Source organism: Streptomyces lincolnensis (assembly GCF_001685355.1).
In the GTDB taxonomy this organism is placed as follows: domain Bacteria; phylum Actinomycetota; class Actinomycetes; order Streptomycetales; family Streptomycetaceae; genus Streptomyces; species Streptomyces lincolnensis.
The window spans coordinates 5,902,213-5,923,541 of the sequence record NZ_CP016438.1; the positions used below are offsets into that span (position 1 = coordinate 5,902,213).

A 21,329-nucleotide genomic window follows, 5' to 3' on the forward strand; every position below is an offset into this window, starting at 1 on the left:
ACGTATGCACCCGCTCTCGTGATGTCTGTCGGAGGGGAAATGTCTCACAGGCGACCGGACGAGACGGCGGGGTACGTGGCGCCGCACCGACCATCTCTGGGACCTGGCGGGGGAGAAGCGCCCAAGCTGCTCCCCTGAGCGGTTGCCGGGGACCGTGCTGCAAGAATGGCGAGGTGACCCGCGCCTCTCTGAACAAGCAGCCGCACGAAGTCGCTTCGATGTTCGACGACGTGGCGGAACGGTACGACCTCACGAACGATGTGCTGTCGCTCGGCCAGGACCGGGTGTGGCGCAAGGAGGTCGCCAAGGCCGTCGACGCCCGCCCCGCCCAGAAGATCCTGGACCTGGCGGCGGGCACGGCCACGTCGTCGCTGCCCTTCGCCCGCACGGGCGCGTACGTCGTCCCCTGCGACTTCTCGATCGGCATGCTCCAGGTCGGCAAGCGCAAGCACACCTGGCTGCCGCTCACCGCGGGCGACGCCACACGGCTGCCGTTCCAGGACGATGTCTTCGACGCCGTCACGATCTCCTTCGGGCTGCGCAACGTCCAGGACACGGACGCCGCGCTGCGCGAGATGTACCGCGTGACCAGGCCGGGCGGACGCGTGGTGATCTGCGAGTTCTCGCACCCGACCTGGGCGCCCTTCCGGACCGTCTACACCGAGTACCTGATGCGCGCCCTGCCCCCGGTCGCCCGAGCGGTCTCCTCGAACCCCGACGCGTACGTCTACCTCGCCGAGTCCATCCGCGCCTGGCCCGACCAGCCCGCCCTGGCCGAACGCCTCCAGAAGGCCGGCTGGTCGAAGGTGGCCTGGCGGAACCTGACCGGCGGGATCGTCGCCCTGCACCGGGGCGTCAAGGAGAGCTGAACCCCGTGGTGCAGCGCACCGCGTACGGATCGTGCGGCTCGTCCAGCTCGCGCTGAAGCCCGCCTCTGGGGGGTTTCGGCAGACGCGGCTCGCGGATCCCTCCGCCACCACCGTCACCCGGACCGAAGTCGAACCACACGTAGACCACCGAGTCCCGCGGCACCTCCGCGCCGGGCTGCGGGTACTGGCGTACGACGTAGTCGACCACGGTGCGGTGGAAGTCCTGCCGGTCCGGCGCGTTGACGAGCAGTCCCTGCGCCTGGGCTGTCTCGCGGGCGTCCACGGCCATGAGTCCGACCAGACGCGGCACGCGTACTTCGGGTGTCTTGGGCGTTATGTGCACAGATGTCACCCCCAGCGGTACTGGCAGGGTAACCCCGGGGTCACGGCGGCCGGAAGCGCTGAGTTTCCATCTGTGGCAGTTGGTGACGGTGAGTGAGGAAAGCGGAGGACGGCCTCACAGATCCAGCCGGTAACAGTGGCCCTCGCGGTGGGAGGGCTGGGGGACTTGGGGGGTCTGGGAGGCCGTGTGCGATCCCGACAGGGCCGCAGGGGCCGCCGGTTCGGGGACCGGTGCCCTGAAGACCTCCGCGAGCCGCATGCCGAGCCGTCGGGTCACCGCGATGGAGCGCGTGTTGCGGGCGTCGACCATCGCCACGACGCCCGGCACCCCCGCCTCGCGCACCCGCTCCAGCGTCATCCGCGCCGCCGCCGTGACGTACCCCCGGCCCCAGTACTCCCGCCCCAGCCGCCAGCCGATCTCGATCTCACCCGTCGGCCCCCAGCTCCGCTCCCACGGCTGGGCGCCGGTGAACCCGATGACCTGCCCGGACTCGTCGAGCACGGACCACAGGCAGAAGCCCCGCTCGGCGTCGTGCCGGCGCTGGCGGGCGGTGAGTTCCTCGTAGACGGACAGCTCCGCCGTCCTGCCGCCGTGGAACTCCATGACGTCCGGGTGGGCGAAGGCCCGGTGCCAGGCGAGGGCGTCCTCGTCGGTGGGCACACGCAACCGCACTGCGGGGAGAGCTCGGTTCACTGGGCAGCCCTTCAGCCGGGTGATCAATCCTGCTGAATAGACTGCCCCTGTCCAGTGCCGGTCGGCACGCAGATTCCGAACTTGGGGAGATCCCGCCGTGACCGCCGTGACCGAGCCCCACTCCGACCCCTTTTCCGAGAACACCGCCGATGTGATCGTCGTCGGCGCGGGGCCGGCCGGCTCCACGACCGCCTACTACCTCGCCAAGGCCGGACTCGACGTCCTCCTGCTGGAGAAGACCGAGTTCCCGCGCGAGAAGGTCTGCGGTGACGGCCTCACCCCCCGCGCCACCAAACAGCTCGTGGCCATGGGCATCGACATCTCGGAAGAGGCCGGCTGGCTGCGCAACAAAGGCCTGAGGATCATCGGCGGCGGTGTCCGGCTCCAGCTGGACTGGCCGGATCTCGCCTCCTACCCCGACTACGGACTCGTCCGCAAGCGCGACGACTTCGACGAGCAGCTCGCCCGCCAGGCCCAGAAGGCCGGCGCCCGCCTGTACGAGCGCTGCAACGTCGGGGCCCCGATCATCGACGACCGCACCGGCCGCATCACCGGCGTGCACGCCAAACTCGGCGACGCCGGTGAGAAGCGCGAGGTGACCTTCCGCGCCCCGCTGGTCGTCGCGGCGGACGGCAACTCCACCCGGCTCTCCCTCGCGATGGGCCTGCACCGCCGCGAGGACCGCCCGATGGGGGTGGCCGTACGGACGTACTTCGAGTCACCGCGTCACGAGGACGACTATCTGGAGTCCTGGCTGGAGCTGTGGGACCGCCGCGGTCCCGGCGAGGACCGGCTGCTCCCCGGCTACGGCTGGATCTTCGGCATGGGCGACGGCACGTCCAACGTCGGCCTGGGCGTCCTCAACACCTCCAACTCCTTCAAGGAACTGGACTGGCGCGAGGTCCTGAAGGCCTGGTGCGCGTCCATGCCGGAGGACTGGGGCTACACCCCCGAGAACATGACCGGCCCGATCCGCGGCGCCGCCCTCCCGATGGCCTTCAACCGCCAGCCCCACTACACCAAGGGCCTGCTGCTGGTCGGCGACGCCGGCGGCCTGGTGAACCCCTTCAACGGCGAGGGCATCGCCTACGCCATGGAGTCCGGCCAGATCGCCGCCGACGTCATCGTCCAGGCCCACGCGCGGTCCACTCCCGCGGGGCGCGAGATGGCCCTCCAGCGCTACCCGCGCGTGCTGAAGGACACCTACGGCGGCTACTACACCCTCGGCCGCGCCTTCGTGAAGCTCATCGGCAACCCGAAGGTCATGAAGATCGCCACCCAGCGAGGCCTCACCCACCCCCTCCTGATGAAGTTCACCCTGAAGATGCTCGCCAACCTCACCGACCCCACGGGCGGCGACGCGATGGACCGCATCATCAACGGCCTGAGCAAGGTGGCCCCGAAGGCGTGACCGACGTGGGCGGTGAGGGCGCGGTCCAGCGCCTCGCCGCCCTTCTCGGTCAGTACGGCGAGCGCGGCCCGTCGGTCGTCCGGATCGGGGTCGCGGCGGATCAGCCCTTCCTTCGCCATGCGGTCGGCGAGCCGGGTGAAGCCGCCCGAGCTGAACGCGACGGCCTCCGCCAGGTCCGTCACGCGCCTCAAGGGCCGCAGCCCCCGAGCGGCTGCGGCCCTTGCGACGTGCGACGTGAGTCGTGTGTCGTCGGTGTGTGTGGTCGGTCCTTTAGGGCACCCGCTCCTAGAGCACCCGCACCGCGCCGGTCGGCGGGTCGTACGACAGCGACTTCTCGGCGACACCCGTGGACGGGTTCTGCGCGCCGACGAACATGCCGTCGCCGACGTACACCGCCACGTGGTACGCGCTGCCCGCGCTGCCCCAGTACAGGATGTCGCCCGGCTGGAGGTTGCTCAGAGAGACCTGGGTGCCGGCGGTCGACTGGTCCTGCGAGACACGCGGCAGGTCGACACCGATCTGGCTGAAGGCCGCCTGCACGAGGCCGGAGCAGTCCCAGGAGTTGGGACCGGTGCCGCCGGAGACGTAGCTGTCGCCGACCTGCGACTTGACGAAGTTGACGATCGCGGCGGCCGAACCGGTGGCCGTGGACGTGGACGTGCTTGTGGACGCGCTGACGCTCGCCGAGGCGGACAGGGAGGTCCGCTCCGTGTCGCGCGTCGCGCGCTCGGCAGCGGCCTTGCGAGTGGCCTCCTCGGCGGCCTTCTTACGGGCCTCGGCCTTCTTCTTCGCCTCAGCGAGGTCCGCCTTGGCCTGCTTCGCGGCCTTTGCGGCGGCCGCGTCACGCTCGGCCTGCAGCTGGTAGTTCGCCGCGGCCTGCTGTGTGGCGTCGGCGGACTCGGCGACCTGGGTGGCCATGTCGGCCGTCAGGGTGGGCAGTTCGAGGGTCTGCGTCACGGGCTCGGCAGCGCTCGCCGAGGCCGACGCGCCCGCCGCTGCCATGCTGAGGACGCCACCGGCAACTCCGGCACGCACGGCGAGACTCGACGTCGCGCTGCGGCGGGGTTTCCGGTGGCTGCGTATGTGAGCGGTGTGGGACATGAGAACAACCGGTATCAGGGGCTCCTCCATACCTTCAAGAAACGTGTGCTGCGCCACAGTTGTTCAATCGGGACCCCGAACGTCGGGCGTGTCGCTCTTTATTGACGCCGTAACGGACATTGCGGACGCGTGCGATCCGGCCTGTGATCATGGGCTTTCGTAGATACGCCCGAATTGCCCTCCGCCTACCACTGGTTGCCATGAGTGGCCAAGCCTCCTTCTCGGAGGCCTCTCGCGAATGTGGCGGAGGTCACGCAACGATTACGAGAAGGTGCGCGTCCTGTGTCCGGATCTCCTCCGGCCGCGCTCGTGAACGCGTGCACGCGTCCACATCGGGGTGCATGACGCCCTCTGATGTGTGAACGCCGTCCTCTATCAAGTGGGTGTGTCCAGCACCAATTTGCATGCAAGGGAAGCATCTTGATATGGAGACGCCCCGCTCAGAGCGCTGCGACGGGCGGAAATGTCACCTCTCGTGACCGCTCGGACGCTTCTCGTACGAAGATCGACGGTCTTCCGGCTTCATGATCCTTCGTCAGGTGGTGGAGATCACAAAGCTTGTGCAATACCCCGTGTCGCAGATCACAGACCGGCAGGCATAAGATGCGGGTCAGTTGGGCTTGTGACCTGCTTCACATGTTCGCGATCTTCGCCGGGACGGGCGGGGTTCGCGGAGCTGATGAGGCGGGCCGGGAGTCCGATGCCATCGCCAGCAGTCAGTGCCGACTGAGAGGAGCGAGGAGCGGTGAACGCGTATGCGCCCATCCTCGTACTGGGAGCCCTCGGGGCAGGCTTTGCGATCTTCTCCGTGGTCATGGCCACGCTGATCGGTCCGAAGCGGTACAACCGGGCCAAGCTCGAGGCCTACGAGTGCGGTATCGAGCCGACCCCCACGCCGGCCGGCGGCGGGCGCTTCCCCATCAAGTACTACCTGACGGCGATGCTCTTCATCGTCTTCGACATCGAGATCGTCTTCCTCTACCCCTGGGCCGTCACCTTCGACGCCCTGGGTGTTTTCGGGCTCGTGGAGATGCTGCTCTTCGTGCTCACCGTCTTCGTCGCGTACGCGTACGTATGGCGGCGCGGCGGCCTGGAATGGGACTGAGGGGCCTTTAACTCATGGGACTCGAAGAAAAACTGCCGAGCGGCTTCCTGCTGACCACCGTCGAGCAGGCCGCGGGCTGGGTGCGCAAGGCGTCCGTCTTCCCGGCCACCTTCGGCCTCGCCTGCTGCGCCATCGAGATGATGACCACCGGCGCCGGCCGCTACGACCTGGCGCGCTTCGGCATGGAGGTCTTCCGCGGCTCGCCGCGCCAGGCCGACCTGATGATCGTCGCCGGCCGGGTCAGCCAGAAGATGGCGCCGGTGCTCCGGCAGGTCTACGACCAGATGCCGAACCCGAAATGGGTCATCTCCATGGGGGTCTGCGCCTCCTCGGGCGGCATGTTCAACAACTACGCCATCGTCCAGGGCGTCGACCACATCGTCCCGGTCGACATCTATCTCCCCGGCTGCCCGCCACGGCCGGAGATGCTGATCGACGCCATCCTCAAGCTCCACCAGAAGATCCAGTCCACCAAGCTCGGCGTGAACGCCGAGGAGGCGGCCCGCGAGGCGGAGGAAGCGGCGCTCAAGGCCCTGCCGACGATCGAGATGAAGGGGCTGCTGCGGTGAGCGACGCGAACGGCACCACGGGCGCCGGGTCGAACGGGGTCAATCCCGAGAAGGACCTCGGCGCCTCCAACCTCCCCGGCCAGCGCGGCGAGGGCGGCGAGGAGATCCGCGTCCAGCGCGGCATGTTCGGCGCCAACAACGGCGGCGACACCTCCGGCTACGGCGGCCTGGTCCGCTCGATCCGTCTCCCCGGACCGGCGGGCCGGCCCTACGGCGGCTGGTTCGACGAGGTCGCCGACGAACTGGAGGGCGCCCTGGAGGAACAGGGACTCCTCCCGGACAACGCCATCGAGAAGACGGTCGTCGACCGCGACGAGCTCACCTTCCACATCGAGCGCGAGCATCTGCTCCGCGTCGCCCGCACCCTGCGCGACGACCCGGCCCTGCGCTTCGAGCTGTGCACCGGCGTCAGTGGCGTCCACTACCCGCACGACAAGGGCCGCGAGCTGCACGCCGTCTACCACCTGCGCTCGATCACCCACAACCGGCTGATCCGCCTGGAGGTCAGCGCTCCGGACACCGACCGGCACATCCCCTCGCTGGTCTCCGTGTACCCGACCAACGACTGGCACGAGCGCGAGACCTACGACTTCTTCGGCATCGTCTTCGACGGCCACCCGGCCCTGACGCGGATCATGATGCCGGACGACTGGCAGGGCCACCCGCAGCGCAAGGACTACCCCCTCGGCGGCATCCCCGTCGAGTACAAGGGCGCCCAGATCCCGGCTCCGGACCAGCGGAGGTCGTACTCATGAGCACGCAGCACGCGTCTACCGCATCTGCCGCCTCTGCCGCTTCGGCACGCGAGACCACCGAGGGCACCGTCTACACGGTCACCGGCGGCGACTGGGACGAGGTCGTCCAGGCCGCGGCCCGGGCCGACGACGAGCGCATCGTCCTCAACATGGGACCGCAGCACCCCTCCACCCACGGAGTGCTCCGCCTGATCCTGGAGATCGACGGCGAGACGGTCACCGAGGCCCGCTGCGGCATCGGCTACCTGCACACCGGCATCGAGAAGAACCTCGAATTCCGCACGTGGACGCAGGGCACCACCTTCGTGACGCGCATGGACTACCTGACGTCCTTCTTCAACGAGACCGCCTACTGTCTCGCCGTCGAGAAGCTCCTCGGCATCGAGGACCAGATCCCCGACCGCGCCACCCTCATCCGCGTGCTCCTGATGGAGCTCAACCGGCTCTCCTCGCACCTGGTGTGCATCGCCACCGGCGGTATGGAACTCGGCGCCACCACGATCATGATCTACGGATTCCGTGATCGTGAAATGATTCTCGACATCTACGAGCTCATCACGGGCCTGCGGATGAACCACGCGTACATCCGCCCCGGCGGACTCGCCCAGGACCTGCCGCCCGGCGCGGTGGACCACATCCGCGAGTTCATCAAGAAGATGCGGAAGAACCTCCCGGAGTACGACAAGCTCGCCACCGGGAACCCCATCTTCAAGGCCCGTATGCAGGACGTCGGCTATCTGGACCTGGCCGGCTGCATGGCTCTCGGCGCCACCGGCCCGATCCTGCGCTCCACCGGCCTGCCGCACGACCTGCGCAAGGCGCAGCCCTACTGCGGCTACGAGACGTTCGACTTCGACGTCCCCACCGCCGACTCCTGCGACTCCTACGGCCGCTTCCTGATCCGGCTGGAGGAGATGCGCCAGTCCCTCCGGATCGTCGAGCAGTGCCTGGACCGGCTCCAGCCCGGCCCGGTCATGGTCGCCGACAAGAAGATCGCCTGGCCCGCCCAGCTGGCTCTGGGACCGGACGGGCTCGGTAACTCCCTCGACCACATCAAGAAGATCATGGGCACCTCCATGGAGTCCCTGATCCACCACTTCAAGCTGGTCACCGAGGGCTTCCGCGTCCCGCCGGGACAGACGTACGCGGCCGTCGAGTCGCCCAAGGGCGAACTCGGGGTGCACGCCGTGTCCGACGGCGGCACCCGCCCCTTCCGGGTCCACTTCCGGGATCCGTCCTTCACCAACCTTCAGGCCATGGCGGCGATGTGCGAGGGCGGCCAGGTCGCCGACGTCATCGTCGCCGTCGCGTCCATCGACCCCGTGATGGGAGGCGTCGACCGGTGACCACCTCTTCTTCGGAGCGGGGCGTCAGCCTGGGCATGCCCCAACTGCCCGCCCCCGCGTACCCGGACGACGTCCGCACCCGGCTGGAGACGGACGCGCGGGAGATCATCGCCCGCTACCCGGACTCCCGCTCGGCCCTGCTTCCGTTGCTGCACCTGGTGCAGTCGGAGGAGGGCCACGTCACGCGCACCGGGATGCAGTTCTGCGCGGACGTGCTCGGCCTGACCACCGCCGAGGTCACCGCGGTCGCCACCTTCTACACCATGTACCGGCGCAGGCCGAGCGGTGACTACCAGGTGGGCGTCTGCACCAACACCCTCTGCGCGGTGATGGGCGGCGACGCGATCTTCGAGGAGCTCCAGGAGCACCTCGGCGTCGGCAACGGCGAGACCACCGACGACGGCAAGGTCACCCTGGAGCACATCGAGTGCAACGCGGCCTGCGACTTCGCGCCGGTCGTGATGGTCAACTGGGAGTTCTTCGACAACCAGGACCCGGCCAGCGCCAAGCGCCTCGTCGACGACCTGCGCGCGGGACGTCCGGTCGAGCCCACGCGCGGGGCGCCGCTGTGCACCTTCAAGGAGACCGCGCGGATCCTCGCCGGTTTCCCCGACGAGCGTCCCGGGGCCGTCGAGGCGAGCGGCGGTGCGGGACCCGCTTCGCTGGTGGGCCTCCGCCTGGCGAGGGGAGAGGCCGCACCCGCGCGCGTGGTCCATCCGCGCGAGGGTGGTCCGCACGACGAGCCGCACGACACGGCGGTGCACAAGCCGTCACCCACCGAGCACTTGAGCTCGCACGACGCGCCACAGGACACGTCGGCCTCCGACCCGGCCCATCCGGCCGGGCCTACCGCCGAGGAGGGGGAGTGATGACCTTGGCACCCGAACTCAAAGACACCAGCCCCGAGAAGCTGCTCGCACCCGTGCTGTCGGCCTTCTGGGACGAGGACAAGTCCTGGACGCTGGACGTCTACCGAAGGCACGAGGGGTACGAGGGACTCCGCAAGGCGCTCGCCATGTCGCCGGACGACCTGATCGCCTACGTCAAGGAGTCCGGTCTGCGCGGCCGCGGCGGCGCGGGATTCCCCACGGGAATGAAATGGCAGTTCATTCCCCAGGGAGATGGAAAGCCGCACTATCTAGTTGTCAACGCCGACGAGTCGGAGCCCGGGACCTGCAAGGACATCCCGCTCCTCTTCGCGAACCCGCACAGCCTCATCGAGGGCATGATCATCGCGTGTTATGCCATCAGGTCGTCGCATGCCTTCATCTATCTGCGTGGTGAAGTCGTCCCTGTGCTGCGGCGGTTGCACGCGGCCGTGAGCGAGGCCTATGCGGCCGGCTACCTCGGACAGAACATCCTGGGCAGCGGCCTCGATCTCGATATCACCGTGCACGCGGGCGCTGGCGCGTACATCTGCGGTGAGGAGACCGCACTGCTCGACTCGCTCGAAGGCCGCCGGGGTCAACCGCGGCTCCGTCCCCCTTTCCCTGCGGTCGCGGGTCTCTATGCGTGCCCGACTGTTGTGAATAACGTCGAGTCGATCGCGTCGGTTCCCGCCATTCTGCAAAAGGGAAAAGAGTGGTTCAGGTCGATGGGCAGCGAGAAGTCCCCGGGCTTCACGCTCTACTCGCTCAGCGGCCATGTCGTCAGTCCCGGCCAGTACGAGGCCCCGCTCGGCATCACGCTGCGCCAGCTCCTGGAGATGAGCGGCGGGATGAGGCCGGGCCACCGGCTCAAGTTCTGGACGCCGGGCGGCTCCTCGACGCCGATGTTCACCGACGAGCACCTCGACGTCCCTCTTGACTACGAAGGAGTGGGTGCCGCGGGTTCCATGCTCGGCACCAAAGCGCTCCAGTGCTTCGACGAGACCACCTGCGTGGTGCGTGCCGTGACCCGCTGGACGGAGTTCTACGCCCACGAGTCCTGCGGCAAGTGCACACCGTGCCGCGAAGGGACGTACTGGCTCGTGCAGTTGCTGCGTGACATCGAGGCCGGTAAGGGCGTCATGTCCGACCTCGACAAGCTGAACGACATCGCCGACAACATCAACGGCAAGTCCTTCTGCGCCCTCGGCGACGGCGCCGCCTCGCCGATCTTCTCCTCGCTCAAGTACTTCCGCGAGGAGTACGAGCAGCACATCACGGGCCGCGGCTGCCCCTTCGACCCGGCCAAGTCGACGGCCTGGGCCGACTCCCGCACGGAGGTGAACGCATGACCGCGACCACCAACGCTCCCTCGGGAGGGGGAGAGGCGGCGGTCCCGCCGGAGGATCTCGTCGCGCTGACCATCGACGGCGCCGAGATCAGCGTGCCCAAGGGCACCCTGGTCATCCGGGCCGCCGAACAGCTCGGCATCGAGATCCCCCGGTTCTGCGACCACCCCCTGCTCGACCCGGCCGGCGCCTGCCGCCAGTGCATCGTCGAGGTCGAGGGCCAGCGCAAGCCGATGGCGTCCTGCACCATCACCTGCACGGACGGCATGGTCGTCAAGACCCACCTCACCTCGCCGGTCGCCGAGAAGGCCCAGCACGGTGTGATGGAGCTGCTCCTCATCAACCACCCGCTGGACTGCCCGGTCTGCGACAAGGGCGGCGAGTGCCCCCTGCAGAACCAGGCCATGTCGCACGGCCAGTCCGACTCCCGCTTCGAGGGGAAGAAGCGGACCTTCGAGAAGCCCGTCCCGATCTCCACGCAGGTCCTGCTCGACCGCGAGCGGTGCGTGCTGTGCGCCCGCTGCACCCGGTTCTCCAACCAGGTCGCGGGCGACCCGATGATCGAGCTGGTCGAGCGCGGCGCGCTCCAGCAGGTCGGCACCGGTGAGGGCGACCCCTTCGAGTCGTACTTCTCCGGCAACACCATCCAGATCTGCCCGGTCGGCGCGCTGACCTCGGCGGCGTACCGCTTCCGCTCCCGCCCCTTCGACCTGGTCTCCTCCCCGTCGGTGTGCGAGCACTGCTCCGGCGGCTGCGCGACCCGCACCGACCACCGGCGCGGCAAGGTCATGCGGCGGCTCGCGGCCAACGACCCCGAGGTCAACGAGGAGTGGATCTGCGACAAGGGGCGGTTCGCGTTCCGCTACGCGCAGCAGCGGGACCGTCTCCACACGCCGCTGGTGCGCAACGCCGAGGGCGAGCTCGTCCCGGCGTCCTGGCCGGAGGCGCTCCAGATCGCGGCTCAGGGGCTGCTCGCCTCGCGGAGCCGCACCGGTGTCCTGGCCGGCGGTCGCCTCACGATCGAGGACGCCTACGCCTACAGCAAGTTCGCGCGCGTGGCGCTCGACACCAACGACATCGACTTCCGCGCGCGCGTGCACAGTGGTGAGGAGGCCGACTTCCTGGCCGCCCGGATCGCCGGACGCGGCCGTGACCTCGACGGTACGGGCGTCACGTACACCGCCCTGGAGAAGGCGCCCGCCGTCCTGCTGGTCGGGTTCGAGGCCGAGGAGGAGGCCGCCGGTGTCTTCCTGCGGCTCCGCAAGGCCTGGCGCAAGCACGGGCAGAAGGTGTTCTCGCTCGCCACGTACGCCACCCGTGGCCTGGAGAAGGCCGGCGGCACGCTGCTGCCCGCCGCCCCCGGCACCGAGACCGAGTGGCTGGACGCGCTCGCGGGCGGGGTCGGCCTGGCGGACGACGGTGCCAGGGCCGCGGAGGCGCTGCGCTCCGAGGGCGCGGTGATCGTCGTGGGTGAGCGGCTGGCCGCCGTGGAGGGCGGGCTGACCGCCGCCGCACGGGCCGCGTCCGCCACCGGCGCGCAGCTGGTGTGGATCCCGCGCCGGGCGGGGGAGCGCGGTGCCGTCGAGGCGGGCGCGCTGCCGTCGCTGCTGCCGGGCGGCCGCCCGGCCACCGACCCGCGCGCGCGGGACGAGGTCGCCGCGGTCTGGGGCCTGGCCGAACTGCCGCACCGCTACGGGCGGGACACCGGCCAGATCATCGAGGACGCCGCCGGCGGTGAGCTCCAGGCGCTGCTGGTCGCGGGCGTGGAGGTCGCCGATCTGCCCGACCCGGCACGCGCGCGTGCCGCCCTGCGGGAAGTGGGCTTCCTGGTGTCGCTGGAACTGCGGCCCAGCGAGGTCACCGCACTCGCGGACGTCGTCCTGCCGGTTGCCGCGGTCGCCGAGAAGGCCGGCACCTTCCTCAACTGGGAGGGCAGGGTGCGCTTCTTCGAGTCCGCTCTCAAGCCCGACCAGATGATCCGCAGCCTCGCGCCCACAGACGCGCGTGTGCTCCAGATGCTCGCCGACGCCATGGACGTACATCTGGGCCTGCCGGATCTGCGCACCACGCGCGCGGAGCTGGACCGGCTCGGTGCCTGGGACGGGCCGCGGGCCACCGAACCCCTGGAGACGGGCGCCCAGTTGCCGCGTCCGGCCGCAGGCGAGGCCGTCCTGGCCGGACACCGGCTGCTGCTCGACCAGGGTGTCCTCCAGGAGGGCGACGAGGCACTGGCCGGGACCCGGCACGCGGCCCACGCGCGCGTGTCGGCCGCCACGGCCGCCGAGGCGGGCGTCAAGGACGGCGACCTGCTCGCCGTGACCGGCACCGCCGGAGTGGTCGAACTGCCGCTGCGGATCACCGAGATGCCCGACCGCGTGGTCTGGCTCCCGCTGAACTCCGTCGGTGGGGGCGTCGCCTCCGACACCGGGGCGCGGCCTGGCTCACTCGTCCGCATCGGCCCGGCGACGCTCGCCGCCGAAGCCCCCAAGGAGGTGGAGGCATGAGCCCGTCCCTCGCCGCAGAAGACCTCTCGATGTTCGGCACCGACCCCTGGTGGCTGGTCGTCATCAAGGCGGTGTTCTGCTTCGCCTTCCTGATGGTGACCGTGCTGTTCTCCATCGTCTGGGAGCGCAAGGTCGTCGCCTGGATGCAGCTGCGCGTCGGCCCCAACCGGCACGGCCCCTGGGGCATGCTCCAGTCGCTCGCCGACGGCATCAAGCTGATGCTCAAGGAAGACGTCATCGTCAAACGCGCGGACAAGGTCGTCTACGTCCTCGCGCCGATCGTCGCGGCCATCCCGGCCTTCATGGCGATCGCGGTGATCCCCTTCGGCCCGGCCGGCAACGAGATCTCGATCTTCGGCCACCGCACCGCGATGCAGCTCACCGACCTGCCGATCGCGATGCTGTACATCCTCGCGGTCGCCTCGGTCGGCATCTACGGCATCGTCCTCGCGGGCTGGAGCTCCGGCTCCACCTATCCGCTGCTCGGCGGTCTGCGCTCCTGCGCCCAGATGATCTCCTACGAGATCGCCATGGGCGCCGCGTTCGCCTCGGTGTTCCTCTACTCGGGATCGATGTCGACCTCGACGATCGTCGAGGCGCAGCAGGACCGCTGGTACGTCGTCCTGCTCCCGGTCTCCTTCCTGATCTACATCGTGACGATGGTCGGCGAGACCAACCGCGCCCCCTTCGACATGCCGGAGTCCGAGGGCGACCTGGTCGGCGGTTTCAACACCGAGTACTCCTCGATCAAGTTCGCGATGTTCATGCTCGCCGAGTACGTGAACATGGTGACGGTCTCGGCCGTGTCGGTGACGCTCTTCCTGGGCGGCTGGCGGGCCCCGTGGCCCATCAGCACCTTCTGGGAGGGCGCGAACCACGGCTGGTGGCCGCTCCTCTGGTTCGTGATCAAGGTGCAGCTGCTGCTGTTCTTCTTCATCTGGCTGCGCGGCACGCTGCCCCGCGTCCGCTACGACCAGCTGATGAAGCTCGGCTGGAAGGTCCTCATCCCGGTCTCGCTGGTCTGGCTGATGCTCGTCGCCACCGTGCGGACGCTGCGCAACGAGAACTACGACTTCGCCGACATCGCCCTGTACATCGGCGGCGGTGTGCTCGCCCTGCTCCTGCTCTCCTTCGTCGCCGACATGTTCCGCGAGAAGGCGAAGGCGGGCGAGCGGCCCGTCGAGGAACCGGCCGGATTCGACCCGCTGGCGGGCGGGTTCCCCGTGCCGCCACTGCCCGGGCAGGAGCTGCCACCGGTGCCCAGGCGCCGCTCGCACCGGGAGCGGGAGCTGATTGTCAGTGGTGGGCCCGATACTCAGAGTGACGGATCTCTGGATGGAAAGGAGGCGTCCGATGGCTGAGGAGCCCAAGGAGACCAAACCCGGTTTCCAGAACCCGGTAGCCGGCTTCGGCGTGACCTTCAAGGCCATGTTCAAGAAGCGGCTGACCGAGCAGTACCCGGAGCAGGAGAAGACCACCGCTCCGCGTTTCCACGGACGGCACCAGCTCAACCGCCATCCGGACGGTCTGGAGAAGTGCGTCGGCTGCGAGCTGTGCGCCTGGGCCTGCCCCGCCGACGCCATCTATGTGGAGGGCGCCGACAACACGGACGAGGAGCGCTACTCGCCCGGCGAGCGGTACGGCCGCGTCTACCAGATCAACTACGCCCGCTGCATCCTGTGCGGCCTGTGCATCGAGGCGTGCCCCACGCGCGCGCTGACGATGACCAACGAGTTCGAGCTGGCCGACTCGAGCCGCGCCAACCTGATCTACACCAAGGAGCAGCTGCTCGCCGGTCTTGAGGACGGCATGGTCGACAGCCCGCACGCCATCTACCCGGGGACCGACGAGCAGGACTACTACCGGGGCCTGGTGACGGAGGCCGCGCCGGGCACCGAGCCCCAAGTGGCCCTGTCCAAGGGCGAGGTCGTGCAGGAGGCCGCCTCCACCTTCGGCGAGGACGAACCGGCGTCGGGGAAGGTGATCGGCCGATGACCTCGCAGCTCGCCGCCCACTCCACCTCCCTCGCCGCCTACTCCACCTCCACCGGAGAGGCCTTCCAGTTCTGGGTGCTGGGCACCGTCGCCGTGATCGGCGCCCTGTGCACCGTCTTCATGAAGAGGGCCGTGCACAGCGCGCTCTGTCTCGCCGGGACCATGATCATCCTGGCGGTGTTCTACCTCGCCAACGGCGCCTACTTCCTCGGCGTCGTCCAGATCGTCGTCTACACCGGCGCGATCATGATGCTGTTCCTCTTCGTGGTGATGCTCGTCGGCGTCACGGCCGCGGACTCTCTTCAGGAGACCATCAAGGGCCAGCGCTGGCTGGCCCTTCTCTGCGGGCTCGGCTTCGGCATCCTGCTGGTCGCGGGCATCGGCAACGCCTCCCTCACGGAGTTCAACGGCCTCGCGCAGGCGAACGCGAACGGCAATGTGGAGGGCCTGGCGTCCCTCATCTTCACCAAGTACGTCTTCGCCTTCGAGATCACCGGCGCCCTGCTGATCACGGCGGCCGTCGGCGCCATGGTGCTCACCCACCGCGAGCGCACCGAACGCGCCAAGACCCAGCGCGAGATGGCCGAGGAGCGGGTGCGCGCGGGCACGCACGTACCGCCGCTGCCGGCTCCCGGCGTGTATGCCCGGCACAACGCGGTGGACATCGCGGGCCTGCTCCCCGACGGCACCCCCTCCGAGCTCACCGTCAGCAAGACGCTGCGGGAGCGCGGCCAGATCCGTGACGTGTCCCAGGAGGCGCTCAACGACCTCAAGGCGCTGGAACAGCGCGCCGAGGAGCGCCTGGAGCGGACCGCGATCGAACCGTCGACCTTCAAGCGGGCCGAGGAGGCGTCGAAGTGAACCCGGTCAACTACCTCTACCTCGCCGCCCTGTTGTTCACGATCGGCGCGACCGGCGTGCTGGTCCGGCGCAACGCGATCGTCGTGTTCATGTGCGTCGAGCTCATGCTCAACGCCTGCAACCTCGCGTTCGTCGCCTTCTCCCGGATGCACGGCAACCTCGACGGCCAGATCATCGCCTTCTTCACGATGGTCGTCGCCGCCGCGGAGGTCGTGGTCGGGCTCGCGATCATCGTGTCGCTGTTCCGTTCCCGCCACTCGGCCTCGGTCGACGACGCCAGCCTGATGAAGCTGTAAGGGGCGCTGGACCGTATGAATGCAGAGAACCTGATCGGGCTGCTCATCGCGGCGCCCCTGCTCGGAGCCGCGGTCCTGCTGTGCGGTGGCCGGCGGCTGGACGCCATCGGCCACTGGATCGGTACGGCCCTCGCCGGCGCCTCCTTCGTGATCGGAGCCGTCCTCTTCGTCGACCTGCTCGGCAAGGACGCCGAACACCGCACGCTCACCCAGCACCTCTTCAGCTGGATCCCGGTCGAGGGCTTCCAGGCGGACATCGCCTTCCACCTCGACCAGTTGTCGATGACGTTCGTGCTGCTCATCTCCGGTGTCGGCTCGCTGATCCACCTGTACTCGATCGGGTACATGGAGCACGACGAGCGCCGCCGCCGCTTCTTCGGCTATCTGAACCTGTTCCTCGCGGCGATGCTGCTGCTCGTCCTCGCCGACAACTACCTGCTGCTGTACGTCGGCTGGGAGGGCGTCGGTCTCGCCTCGTACCTGCTGATCGGCTTCTGGCAGCACAAGCCCAGTGCCGCGACCGCCGCGAAGAAGGCCTTCCTGGTCAACCGCGTCGGCGACATGGGCCTGTCGATCGCGATCATGCTGATGTTCACCACCTTCGGGACCTTCGCCTTCACCCCGGTGCTCGGCACCCACGAGGAAGAGGGACTCGTCGGAGGCACCAGCGAGGCCACACTCACCGGTATCGCCCTGATGCTGCTGCTCGCCGCCTGCGGCAAGTCCGCCCAGGTGCCGCTGCAGTCCTGGCTCGGGGACGCGATGGAGGGCCCGACCCCGGTCTCGGCCCTCATCCACGCCGCGACCATGGTGACCGCGGGCGTCTACCTGATCGTCCGCTCCGGCGCCATCTTCAACGCGGCGCCCGACGCGCAGCTCGTCGTCACCATCGTCGGCGCGGTCACGCTCCTGTTCGGTGCGATCGTCGGTTGCGCGAAGGACGACATCAAGAAGGCGCTCGCCGGATCGACCATGTCGCAGATCGGCTACATGGTCCTCGCCGCCGGCCTCGGCCCCATCGGCTACGTCTTCGCGATCATGCACCTGGTGACGCACGGCTTCTTCAAGGCCGGGCTGTTCCTCGGCGCCGGTTCGGTCATGCACGGCATGAACGACGAGGTCGACATGCGCAAGTACGGCGGTCTCAGGAAGTACATGCCGGTCACCTTCGTGACCTTCGGCCTCGGCTACCTGGCCATCATCGGCTTCCCGGGTCTGTCCGGCTTCTTCTCCAAGGACAAGATCATCGAGGCGGCCTTCGCCAAGGGCGGCACCGAGGGCTGGATCCTCGGCGGATGCGCCCTGCTGGGCGCGGCCATCACGGCGTACTACATGACGCGCGTGATGCTGATGACGTTCTTCGGGGAGAAGCGCTGGCAGCCCGATGAGAACGGCCATGAGCCGCACCCGCACGAGTCACCCAGGTCCATGACGATCCCGATGATCGTGCTGGCCGTCGGTTCGGTCTTCGGCGGCGCGTTCTTCAGCATCGGCGACCGCTTCCTGCACTGGCTGGAACCCATCACCGGGCACGACCACGGTCACGCCCCGATCAGCGCGGCGACGGTCACGGCGGCCACGGTGGCCGTGATGGTCATCGGTGTGGCGACCGCCTACCTCCAGTACGGGCGCCGGCCGGTCCCGGTCGTCGCCCCGCGCGGGTCGCTGCTCACCCGGGCCGCCCGGCGCGACCTGCTCCAGGACGACTTCAACCACGTCGTCCTCGTCCGCGGCGGAGAGCACCTCACACGGTCGCTGGTCTACGTCGACCACACCCTGGTCGACGGAGTCGTCAACGGCACGGCGGCCTCGGTCGGCGGCCTCTCCGGACGGATGCGCAGGCTCCAGAACGGCTTCGCGCGGTCGTACGCGGTCTCGATGTTCGGCGGTGCGGCGGTCCTCGTCGCCGCGACCCTGCTGATGAGGGCGGTCTGATACCGATGTCCTTTCCTCTGCTGACAGCGACGGCGGTGCTCCCGGCCGTGGGGGCGATCGTCACGGCCGCCGTCCCGGCCGCCCGGCGCACCGCCGCCAAATGGCTGGCGCTGCTCGTCTCGCTCGCCACACTCGTCCTCGCGATCACCGTCATGGTCCGCTTCGACCCGGACGGAGACCGCTACCAGCTCACCGAATCCCACGCCTGGATCGCGGACTTCGGGGTCAGGTACGAGCTGGGCGTGGACGGCATCGCGGTCGCGCTCATCGCGCTGACGGCGCTGCTGATCCCGTTCATCATCCTGGCGGGCTGGCACGACGCCGACCCGCTGGAGACCGGAAACCGGCGCTGGCGGCCGACACAGGGCTTCTTCGCCCTGATCCTGGCCGTCGAGGCGATGGTGATCATCTCCTTCGAGGCCACCGACGTCTTCCTCTTCTACATCTTCTTCGAAGCCATGCTGATCCCGATGTACTTCCTCATCGGCGGCTTCGGGGACCGTGCCCACGCGGGCTCGGAGGAGAACGCGGCGGCCCAACGCTCCTACGCGGCCGTCAAGTTCCTCCTCTACAACCTGGTCGGCGGCCTCATCATGCTGGCCGCGGTGATCGGCCTCTACGTGGTCGCCGGGAACTTCAGCCTCCAGGAGATCGCCGAGGCGCGGGCCAACGGCTCGCTGGACATGGCGACGAACACCGAACGGTGGCTGTTCCTGGGCTTCTTCTTCGCCTTCGCGGTGAAGGCGCCCCTGTGGCCGCTGCACACCTGGCTGCCCAACGCGATGGGGGAGGCCACCGCCCCGGTAGCCGTCCTCATCACGGCGGTCGTCGACAAGGTGGGCACCTTCGCGATGCTCCGCTTCTGCCTCCAGCTCTTCCCGGAGGCCAGCAAGTGGGCGACGCCCGCGATCCTCGTCCTAGCGGTGATCAGCATCATCTACGGGGCGCTGCTCGCGGTCGGCCAGCGGGACATCAAGCGGCTGGTGGCGTACGCGTCGATCTCGCACTTCGGGTTCATCATCATGGGCATCTTCGCGATGACCAGCCAGGGCCAGTCCGGCGCGACGCTCTACATGGTCAACCACGGCATCTCGACGGCCGCGCTGATGCTGGTCGCCGGGTTCCTGATCTCGCGGCGCGGGTCGCGGCTCATCGCCGACTACGGGGGAGTGCAGAAGGTCGCCCCGGTGCTCGCCGGCACCTTCCTGATCGGTGGCCTCGCGACCCTGTCGCTGCCGGGGCTCGCGCCGTTCGTGAGTGAGTTCCTCGTCCTGGTCGGCACGTTCGCGCGCTACCCGGTGATCGGGATCATCGCCACCTTCGGCATCGTGCTGGCCGCGCTCTACGTCCTCGTCCTCTACCAGCGGACGATGACCGGCCCGGTGAAGCCCGAGGTGGCGACGATGCCGGACCTCAGGGTGCGGGAGCTCGTGGTCGTGGTCCCGCTGGTCGCCCTGCTGATCTTCCTGGGCGTCTACCCGAAGCCCGTCACGGACATCGTGAACCCGGCGGTCAAGCAGACCATGTCCGACGTACAGAAGAAGGACCCCCAGCCCGAGGTGGAGGCGGCCAAGTGAGCGCATCAGCCGTCCACAGCCTGTGGACAACTGCGGCCGATCCGATCTCGAAGATCGACGCGCCGAAGATCGAATACGGACAATTGTCACCCACGCTGATCGTCATCGGAGCGGCGATCATCGGGATTCTGGTCGAGGCATTCGTCCCGCGCAGGTCGCGGTACTACGTCCAGCTGTTCGTGTCCGTCGTGGCCCTGTGCTCCGCCTTCGCGGCGGTCGTGGCGCTCTCCGCCGACGGATACGCCACGACCAAGGCGGGCATCGCGGCGATGGGCGCGATCGCCGTCGACGGACCGGCGCTCTTCCTCCAGGGCACGATCCTGCTGGCGGGCCTGGTCGGCCTGTTCACCTTCGCGGAGCGGCGGCTCGACCCGGAGATGCACGGCAACCGCGTGGACTCCTTCGCCGCGCAGGCCGCCTCCGTGCCGGGCAGCGACAGCGAGAAGGCCGCGGTGAAGGCCGGGTTCACCACCACCGAGGTGTTCCCACTGCTGCTGTTCGCGATCGCCGGCATGCTGATCTTCCCGGCGGCCAACGACCTGCTGACGCTGTTCGTGGCCCTGGAGGTCTTCTCCCTGCCGCTGTACCTGCTGTGCGCGCTGGCCCGCCGCAAGCGGCTCCTGTCGCAGGAGGCCGCGGTCAAGTACTTCCTGCTCGGCGCGTTCGCCTCCGCCTTCACGCTGTTCGGCATCGCCCTGCTGTACGGCTACGCGGGCTCGATGTCGTACGCCACGATCGCGCGGGTCGTCGACGGCACGGTCACCACCGTCAACCCCGCCCTCGCGGACACCATGGGCAATGACGCGCTGCTGCTCGTCGGCGCCGCGATGATCATCATGGGTCTGCTGTTCAAGGTCGGCGCGGTGCCGTTCCACATGTGGACGCCCGACGTCTACCAGGGCGCGCCCACGCCGGTGACCGGCTTCATGGCGGCGGCGACCAAGGTGGCGGCCTTCGGCGCGCTGCTCAGGATCCTGTACGTCGTGCTGCCGGGCCTGCGCTGGGACTGGCGGCCGGTCATGTGGGGCGTCGCGGTCGTCACCATGCTCGGCGGCGCGATCGTCGCGATCACGCAGACCGACATCAAGCGGCTGCTGGCGTACTCGTCGATCGCCCACGCCGGGTTCATCCTCGCGGGTGTCATCGCGACCACGCCGGACGGGGTGTCGTCCGTCCTCTTCTATCTCGCCGCGTACTCGTTCGTGACGATCGGCGCCTTCGCGGTGGTCACGCTCGTACGCGACGCGGGCGGAGAGGCGACGCACCTGTCCAAGTGGGCGGGGCTCGGGCGTAGGTCTCCACTGGTCGCCGCGGTGTTCGCGGTGTTCCTGCTGGCCTTCGCGGGCATTCCGCTGACGTCCGGCTTCGCGGGGAAGTTCGCCGTGTTCAAGGCGGCGGCGGAGGGCGGCGCGGCGCCGCTGGTCGTGGTCGGTGTGATCTCGTCGGCGATCGCCGCGTTCTTCTACATCCGCGTCATCGTGCTGATGTTCTTCAGCGAGCCGCGGCCTGAGGGACCGACCGTGGCCGTGCCCTCGCCGCTGACGATGACGGCGATCGGGGTCGGCGTGGCGGTCACGCTGGTGCTCGGTGTGGCGCCGCAGTACTTCCTGGACCTGGCGAACCAGGCGGGAGTCTTCGTGCGCTGACCTGCGGCGCGTCAGCCGTGTTCATGCGGTGGGCCCCGGTCTCCCTGGTGGGAGCCGGGGCCTTCGCGCGTCCGGTCCTGTAGATCCAGGCGTGGAGCGTGAAGCGGTC

At 68.9% G+C, this 21,329-nt stretch carries 19 protein-coding genes and 1 pseudogene; 16 read left to right on the top strand and 4 right to left on the bottom strand.

The window, feature by feature from the left end; all coding sequences use genetic code 11:
* Positions 1–173 precede the first annotated feature (173 nt).
* Positions 174–869 (top strand): demethylmenaquinone methyltransferase, encoded by a 696-nt coding sequence (locus tag SLINC_RS26350; RefSeq protein WP_067437760.1) that lies wholly within the window; start codon positions 174–176, stop codon positions 867–869.
* Here the strand turns inward: SLINC_RS26350 and SLINC_RS26355 are convergent.
* Both SLINC_RS26355 and SLINC_RS26360 read right to left on the bottom strand, forming a co-directional pair.
* On the bottom strand, positions 856–1,179 hold the full coding sequence (locus SLINC_RS26355) for a PASTA domain-containing protein (protein ID WP_257785188.1): 324 nt from the start codon (positions 1,177–1,179) through the stop codon (positions 856–858). The genes SLINC_RS26350 and SLINC_RS26355 overlap by 14 nt on opposite strands.
* Positions 1,180–1,326: 147 nt before the next feature.
* Positions 1,327–1,932, bottom strand: a complete 606-nt coding sequence (locus tag SLINC_RS26360) for a GNAT family N-acetyltransferase (protein ID WP_225988390.1) — start codon at positions 1,930–1,932, stop codon at positions 1,327–1,329.
* Positions 1,933–2,002: 70 nt separating this feature from the next.
* On the opposite strand from SLINC_RS26360, the gene SLINC_RS26365 reads away from it, so the two are divergent.
* Entirely contained in the window at positions 2,003–3,316 is a 1,314-nt protein-coding gene (locus tag SLINC_RS26365) for a geranylgeranyl reductase family protein (protein ID WP_067437762.1), read from the top strand.
* 122 nt (positions 3,317–3,438) lie between these two features.
* Here the strand turns inward: SLINC_RS26365 and SLINC_RS50065 are convergent.
* Positions 3,439–3,660: pseudogene (locus SLINC_RS50065) on the bottom strand (hypothetical protein); the annotation flags it as partial.
* Positions 3,602–4,417: a C40 family peptidase gene (locus SLINC_RS26370; protein WP_079164737.1), complete on the bottom strand. Its 816-nt coding sequence runs from the start codon at positions 4,415–4,417 to the stop codon at positions 3,602–3,604. The gene SLINC_RS26370 and the pseudogene SLINC_RS50065, both read right to left, overlap by 59 nt.
* A 745-nt stretch (positions 4,418–5,162) precedes the next feature.
* Here SLINC_RS26370 and SLINC_RS26375 point away from each other — a divergent pair.
* The 14 genes from SLINC_RS26375 to nuoN are packed head-to-tail and all read left to right on the top strand — an operon-like array spanning position 5,163 to position 21,220.
* Positions 5,163–5,522: an NADH-quinone oxidoreductase subunit A gene (locus tag SLINC_RS26375; protein WP_007383963.1), complete on the top strand. Its 360-nt coding sequence runs from the start codon at positions 5,163–5,165 to the stop codon at positions 5,520–5,522.
* 14 nt (positions 5,523–5,536) lie between these two features.
* Positions 5,537–6,091, top strand: a complete 555-nt coding sequence (locus SLINC_RS26380) for a NuoB/complex I 20 kDa subunit family protein (protein ID WP_067437764.1) — start codon at positions 5,537–5,539, stop codon at positions 6,089–6,091.
* Complete coding sequence (locus tag SLINC_RS26385) at positions 6,088–6,846, top strand: NADH-quinone oxidoreductase subunit C (protein ID WP_067437766.1); 759 nt, start codon at positions 6,088–6,090, stop codon at positions 6,844–6,846. Before SLINC_RS26380 ends, SLINC_RS26385 begins: the two co-directional genes overlap by 4 nt.
* Positions 6,843–8,192: an NADH-quinone oxidoreductase subunit D gene (locus SLINC_RS26390; RefSeq protein WP_067437768.1), complete on the top strand. Its 1,350-nt coding sequence runs from the start codon at positions 6,843–6,845 to the stop codon at positions 8,190–8,192. Before SLINC_RS26385 ends, SLINC_RS26390 begins: the two co-directional genes overlap by 4 nt.
* Positions 8,189–9,061: an NADH-quinone oxidoreductase subunit NuoE gene (gene nuoE / locus SLINC_RS26395; protein ID WP_067437770.1), complete on the top strand. Its 873-nt coding sequence runs from the start codon at positions 8,189–8,191 to the stop codon at positions 9,059–9,061. The genes SLINC_RS26390 and nuoE overlap by 4 nt, the downstream gene beginning before the upstream one ends.
* Complete coding sequence (gene nuoF / locus SLINC_RS26400) at positions 9,061–10,410, top strand: NADH-quinone oxidoreductase subunit NuoF (protein WP_067437772.1); 1,350 nt, start codon at positions 9,061–9,063, stop codon at positions 10,408–10,410. The genes nuoE and nuoF overlap by 1 nt, the downstream gene beginning before the upstream one ends.
* On the top strand, positions 10,407–12,911 hold the full coding sequence (locus SLINC_RS26405; RefSeq protein ID WP_067437774.1) for an NADH-quinone oxidoreductase subunit G: 2,505 nt from the start codon (positions 10,407–10,409) through the stop codon (positions 12,909–12,911). The genes nuoF and SLINC_RS26405 overlap by 4 nt, the downstream gene beginning before the upstream one ends.
* The gene (nuoH, locus tag SLINC_RS26410; RefSeq protein ID WP_067437777.1) at positions 12,908–14,272 is read left to right on the top strand and encodes an NADH-quinone oxidoreductase subunit NuoH; all 1,365 of its coding nucleotides are present in this window, start codon (positions 12,908–12,910) and stop codon (positions 14,270–14,272) included. The genes SLINC_RS26405 and nuoH overlap by 4 nt, the downstream gene beginning before the upstream one ends.
* Positions 14,265–14,906 carry an NADH-quinone oxidoreductase subunit NuoI gene (nuoI, locus tag SLINC_RS26415; RefSeq protein WP_067437779.1) on the top strand — a complete coding sequence of 214 codons (642 nt, stop codon included), beginning with the start codon at positions 14,265–14,267 and terminating at the stop codon, positions 14,904–14,906. The genes nuoH and nuoI overlap by 8 nt, the downstream gene beginning before the upstream one ends.
* On the top strand, positions 14,903–15,766 hold the full coding sequence (locus SLINC_RS26420) for an NADH-quinone oxidoreductase subunit J (protein WP_067437781.1): 864 nt from the start codon (positions 14,903–14,905) through the stop codon (positions 15,764–15,766). Before nuoI ends, SLINC_RS26420 begins: the two co-directional genes overlap by 4 nt.
* Positions 15,763–16,062: an NADH-quinone oxidoreductase subunit NuoK gene (gene nuoK, locus SLINC_RS26425; protein WP_030401737.1), complete on the top strand. Its 300-nt coding sequence runs from the start codon at positions 15,763–15,765 to the stop codon at positions 16,060–16,062. The genes SLINC_RS26420 and nuoK overlap by 4 nt, the downstream gene beginning before the upstream one ends.
* Positions 16,063–16,077: 15 nt before the next feature.
* Entirely contained in the window at positions 16,078–17,997 is a 1,920-nt protein-coding gene (gene nuoL, locus SLINC_RS26430) for an NADH-quinone oxidoreductase subunit L (RefSeq protein WP_067437783.1), read from the top strand.
* A 5-nt stretch (positions 17,998–18,002) separates the two neighbouring features.
* Entirely contained in the window at positions 18,003–19,574 is a 1,572-nt protein-coding gene (locus SLINC_RS26435) for an NADH-quinone oxidoreductase subunit M (RefSeq protein ID WP_067437785.1), read from the top strand.
* Positions 19,571–21,220: an NADH-quinone oxidoreductase subunit NuoN gene (gene nuoN / locus SLINC_RS26440; protein ID WP_067437787.1), complete on the top strand. Its 1,650-nt coding sequence runs from the start codon at positions 19,571–19,573 to the stop codon at positions 21,218–21,220. Before SLINC_RS26435 ends, nuoN begins: the two co-directional genes overlap by 4 nt.
* Positions 21,221–21,329 lie beyond the last annotated feature (109 nt).